The sequence below is a fragment of the uncultured Marinobacter sp. genome (assembly GCF_963974375.1).
In the GTDB taxonomy this organism is placed as follows: domain Bacteria; phylum Pseudomonadota; class Gammaproteobacteria; order Pseudomonadales; family Oleiphilaceae; genus Marinobacter.
The window spans coordinates 1-4,881 of record NZ_CAXBDN010000300.1 but is presented as its reverse complement, the minus strand read 5'-3'; the positions used below and the strand labels follow the sequence as shown (position 1 = coordinate 4,881).

At 59.5% G+C, this 4,881-nt stretch carries 5 protein-coding genes; 1 reads left to right on the top strand and 4 read right to left on the bottom strand.

The genetic code is table 11. The features are described from left to right. From AAC035_RS18680 to AAC035_RS18670, 3 genes are all read right to left on the bottom strand, one after another. A partial coding sequence (locus AAC035_RS18680) for a molybdopterin cofactor-binding domain-containing protein (RefSeq protein WP_339806615.1) occupies positions 1-1,457 on the bottom strand: 1,457 nt, incomplete at its 3' end. Continuing rightward, positions 1,454-1,921, bottom strand: a complete 468-nt coding sequence (locus tag AAC035_RS18675; protein WP_339806614.1) for a (2Fe-2S)-binding protein — start codon at positions 1,919-1,921, stop codon at positions 1,454-1,456. The genes AAC035_RS18680 and AAC035_RS18675, both read right to left, overlap by 4 nt. A 204-nt stretch (positions 1,922-2,125) precedes the next feature. Further along, positions 2,126-2,596, bottom strand: coding sequence for a helix-turn-helix domain-containing protein (locus tag AAC035_RS18670; protein WP_339806613.1), 471 nt, complete (start codon positions 2,594-2,596; stop codon positions 2,126-2,128). 142 nt (positions 2,597-2,738) lie between these two features. Between AAC035_RS18670 and AAC035_RS18665 the strand changes: the two genes are divergently transcribed. After that, positions 2,739-3,854 (top strand): NADH:flavin oxidoreductase, encoded by a 1,116-nt coding sequence (locus AAC035_RS18665; protein ID WP_339806612.1) that lies wholly within the window; start codon positions 2,739-2,741, stop codon positions 3,852-3,854. Between the two features lie 51 nt (positions 3,855-3,905). Here the strand turns inward: AAC035_RS18665 and AAC035_RS18660 are convergent, their stop codons facing one another. Continuing rightward, complete coding sequence (locus tag AAC035_RS18660) at positions 3,906-4,643, bottom strand: enoyl-CoA hydratase-related protein (protein WP_339806611.1); 738 nt, start codon at positions 4,641-4,643, stop codon at positions 3,906-3,908. Positions 4,644-4,881 lie beyond the last annotated feature (238 nt).

Here is a 4,881-nt window from a genome sequence, read left to right as displayed (position 1 = left end):
TCCTTGTCGAGAGCGCCTTCCAGCCGGTCCACGGAGACCGAGTGGAAGAACGAATGGTGCAGGTCGTCCTCACGGCTCCACTGCACCCGTACCGGGCGACCATCCATCTGGGCGGCCAGGGCGCCGGCTTCCAGCACGAAATCCGGCTTGGATTTGCGACCAAAACCGCCGCCCAGCAGGGTGACGTTGACGGTGACGTTCTCCGCATCCAGCTCCAGCATGCCGGCCAGGGCATCCCGGGTCAGTTGTGGGTGCTGGACCGGTGCCCAGGCTTCGACCTTGCCATCAGCGACCCTTACCACGGCCACCGGCGGCTCCATGGGCGACTGGGCCATATGGGGCATGTAATAGGTGGCGTCGATCTGCTTATCGGCATCCCGGAAGGCCTGTTCGATATCACCACTGCTGCGGATCACTTTGCCCGCTGACCGGGATGCTTCTTCCAGAGACTTGCGATAGCTGTCGGACTCATAGTTGGCGTTGTCGCCGGCAGGCTCCAGATTCCATTCGATCTTCAGGGCACGGCGCCCTTCCAGGGCGGCCCAGGTATTGGTTGCCACCACGGCAACGCCACCAAGCGGGGCGAAGGCTGATGGCTGGCTGGCGGCTGGCAGCGAAATCACTTTCTCGACACCGGGAACTTTGAGGGCCGCACTGTCGTCAACGCTGGCCACCGCTGCGCCGTAAACCGGCGGTCGCGCGATCACCGCATACAGCATGTTGTCGAGAATCACATCGGCGCCGTAAATCGCTTTGCCGGTCACAATGTCTTCGCCATCAATGGCCTTGGGGCGCTGGATATCTGCGGTCTTCACACCCTGGGACGGCCCGCTGTCCTTGCCGATGTAACGGTGCTGGTCAGAGGATTTGAGTACCAGGCTGTTCCGGTCCGGAACGGCCATATCCCGTGCTGCCATGGCCAGTTCGCCAAAGCCCAGGGTGCGGCCGGTGGGCGTGTGCTCTACCTGATGAACGCCGGCGACACAGTCGCTGACATCCGCGTCCCACTGCTTCGCAGCCGTCTGCTCAAGCATGGTACGGGCTGCGGCCGCAGCCCGGCGCATGGGGTTGTACCAGTGCCGCATGCTGCGGGAGCCATCAGTGTTCTGGTTACCAAACCGTTTTTCGTCACCGGGCGCCTGGGTGACCTTGACCCGTTGCCAGTCGGCACCCAGTTCATCCGCAGCCACCATAGCGAGACTGGTACGGATACCCTGGCCCATTTCGGCCCGGTGATTGGTAAAAGTGACGGTGCCGTCTTTATCGATGCTGATGAACACATTGGGGTTGTCGACCCAGCCATTGGGCATGCCTTCCGCGCCGTACTTGGGTTCTTCCTCGCTGGCGGTGGCAAAATCCCAGCGGGCGGCCAGTACCAGGGCACTGCTGGCAACGACGCCTTGCAGGAACGAACGGCGGCTGACGTTGGCGATCATCAGGTTGCTGGTGGTTTTCATGCGCTTGCCTCCCCATTGTCAGCGGCCTGGTGAATGGCATCGCGAATACGGTTATAGGTTCCGCAGCGGCACAGGTTGCCGTTCATGGCTTCACGGATGTCGTCGTCACTGGGCTTGCTGTTTTCCTTGAGCAAGGCCGTGGCACTCATGATCTGTCCACCCTGACAGTAACCGCACTGGGCCACACCCTGGTCCAGCCAGGCCTGCTGAACTCGCTGACCCACGGGGTCGGCATTGATGGCTTCGATGGTGGTCACCGCTTTACCCTGGGCGGCACTGACCGGGGTGCTGCAGGAACGGACAGCCTCACCGTCCAGGTGCACGGTACAGGCGCCACACATGGCCATTCCGCAACCGAATTTGGTGCCGGTCAGCTGGACCAGGTCGCGGATTGCCCACAGCAGAGGCATATCCTCGGGCACGTCCAGTTCGTGGGTCTGACTATTGATTGTCAGGGTGATCATGAGTGTTCTCCCATCCGTTTTCTGATTTTTTTTGATTGTCTCAGTAAAGACGATGAAGCCGAAGACTGCCTCCTTTTTCTGGCGGGGGCAGTATAACGGCATCAATCCGGGGGCAGTATGACAGCGGGTTCAGGCTTCGCCCGGAAAGGGCTGATCGGTGTCAGCCCCCGTCAACAAAGGCTTGTGGACATGTCACTGGGATCGTCAGGCCGAGCTGGAACGCGAGTCGTCTTCCGGATCATTCTGCAGGAATACGTCCCGGACCGAGAGTGGATTTCCCTTCTCGTCCTGGACGGCTATCTGGCGGATCGGTTGGCCGCTGCGACGGTCCCGCAAATCCAGGCGCTGGTGATCCGGAGCCGGATTCCACTTGTCACCCCACTGGCGCAGGGCAATAACTACCGGGAACAGGTCGCGGCCCTTGTCGGTCAGCCGGTATTCATGACGGGGACCGTGTTCGCCGACGTCCACTCTGCGCAGCACGTCGTTGTCCACCAGTTTGCAGAGGCGGTCTACCAGGATATTGCGGGCAATACCCAGTTCCTGTTGAAAGTCCACGAAGCGGCGGGTGCCATACATGGCTTGCAGCACAATGAGCAGCGACCACCAGTCCCCCACTTCATTGAGGGCGCGGGCGACGGAGCAGGTTGAGTCATCAAAACGTTTTCTGGCCATGCCCGGAGTGTACCCAATGGGGTTGCAATATGAAACCAAATTGAATAGGGTTGCGTCATGAAACCAGATTGGCTGACCATGCTGGCGTTTTTACGCCGGCTGCGAAGCTGATCCAACGCTGATTGTCCCGGAGAGTTTGTACATGACCATGAATCTCGGCCCCCTGTTTGAGCCGTTCGAACTGAAATCCCTGAAATTGAAAAACCGCGTGGCCATGGCCCCGATGACCCGTAACTTCTCTCCGGGCAACGTGCCGGGTGATAACGTCGTGGCCTACTATCAGCGCCGTGCCGAAGGCGGTGTGGGCATGCTGATCACCGAAGGTACCACTGTTAATCATCCCGCCGCCAACGGCTATGAAAATGTACCGGCATTCCACGGTACCGAAGCGCTGGCAGGCTGGAAGAAAGTGGTCGATGCGGTGCACGCCGCCGGCAGTACTATTTTCCCGCAGCTGTGGCATGTCGGTGCTGTGCGTAAGGAAGGCATGGAGCCGGATCCTTCGGTACCAGGTTACGCGCCTTCCGGTCTGAATAAGGCCGGTGGCAAGGTGGTCTGCCATATCATGACCAAGCAGGACATCAAGGACGTGGTCAAGGCCTTCGCCGATGCCGCTCAGGATGCCAAGGCCATTGGCTGCGACGGCGTCGAGATTCACGGCGCCCACGGTTACATCATCGACCAGTTCTTCTGGGAAGGCACCAACCAGCGTGACGACGAATACGGCGGCAGCATGCTGAACCGTCAGCGCTTCGCCATCGAGATAATCGAAGCCATCCGCGAGCGGGTAGGCCCGGACTTCCCCATCATGCTGCGTTTCTCCCAGTGGAAAATGCAGGATTACGAAGCCAGACTGGCCCACACACCGGAAGAACTGGAGGCTTTCCTGAAGCCGCTGGTTGAGGCCGGTGTCGACATCTTCCACGCCTCCAACCGTCGCTTCTGGGAGCCGGAATTCGAAGGCAGCAACCTGAACCTGGCAGGTTGGGTCAAGAAGCTGACCGGTCTGCCCACCATGTCTGTGGGCAGTGTTGGCCTGACCGAAGACTTCATCAGCGGCACCTTTGCCAGCAAGAAAGCAGCCGTTGAGCAGTCCGGCATCGACGAGTTGGTAGAACGCATGAATAACGACGAGTTCGACCTGATCGCCGTCGGCCGTGCCCTGCTGCAGGATCCCGAGTGGCTGGTGAAAGTGAAAGAAGGCCGCCTCAACGAAGTCGAGCCGTTCGCCAAGGCTTCGCTGAAAGAACTCTACTGATCCGGTAGAGCACCGTTGCCTGTCAGGGACGGCAGGCCCGGTGATGGTTCGCTATCGTTTCAGAAACGCCCGCATCGCATTGCGGGCGTTTTCGGTTTTGCCCAGCTCTGTCGCCAGCTCCATCTCCTGGCAGTAGCCTGCCAGAACACCCATTTCCTCCACTTCCGCCAGGCTTTTCCTCGCCATCTGAACGGCGTTCGGATCTTTGGCCGCGATTTCGGCTGCAATTTTTTCGGCATAGGGCATCAGTTCGTCCGGTGCCAGACAGGCTTCGATAACACGGCGATGATACAGCTCCTGCGCATCCAGCTGGTGGCCGGTCAGTAACATCCGGTTGACGGTGGAATGACCCAACAGTCGTTGTGCATGGCGCGCGCCGCCGAGCATCCCGACAGCCACTTCCGGAATGCCCACGCGCGTGTTCTCGCTGGCCACCAGAATGCAGCAACTGGCGGCAATGCCGAGGCCCGCGCCCAGTGCCGGCCCGTTAATGGCTGCAATGGTGGGTTTGCGACCATGAAGCAGGGCATCGTACATTCTGGCGCCAACACTGGCCGGGCCCGGTTCCCCTGATTCGAGGGCGGCAAGCTGTTCCTTGAGATCGACCCCTGCAGAAAAGCAGCGTCCGCTGCCGGTGATAATCACGACTCGTACCGAGTCATCGGTATCTACCGCCTTCAGTGCTTCGACAAATGCAGTCATCATGCTGAGTGAGAGTGCGTTCACCGGCGGGCGGTTGAGGGTAATGGTGGCAATGTGGTTCTGGACGGACAGCAGGATGTCTGACATAGGGTGCTCGTTGGTCTGGTGATAAATGTATAGGTGGCTATCATCATAGTGGATTTTGCAGGTTCTGCCGGTAGATCTCTAAACTCTCCTGACCGCTCCATGATACTCATGAGGTTGTCTCGCTGAATCTGTCCCGTTTGTGCCCTTGCCGCTTGTAAAACCTGTGTAAACCACCCCTTCAGCCCTGTCACTCACCCCTTGCATTACCGATAATCCACCAAACCTTTTACCTGGCTGG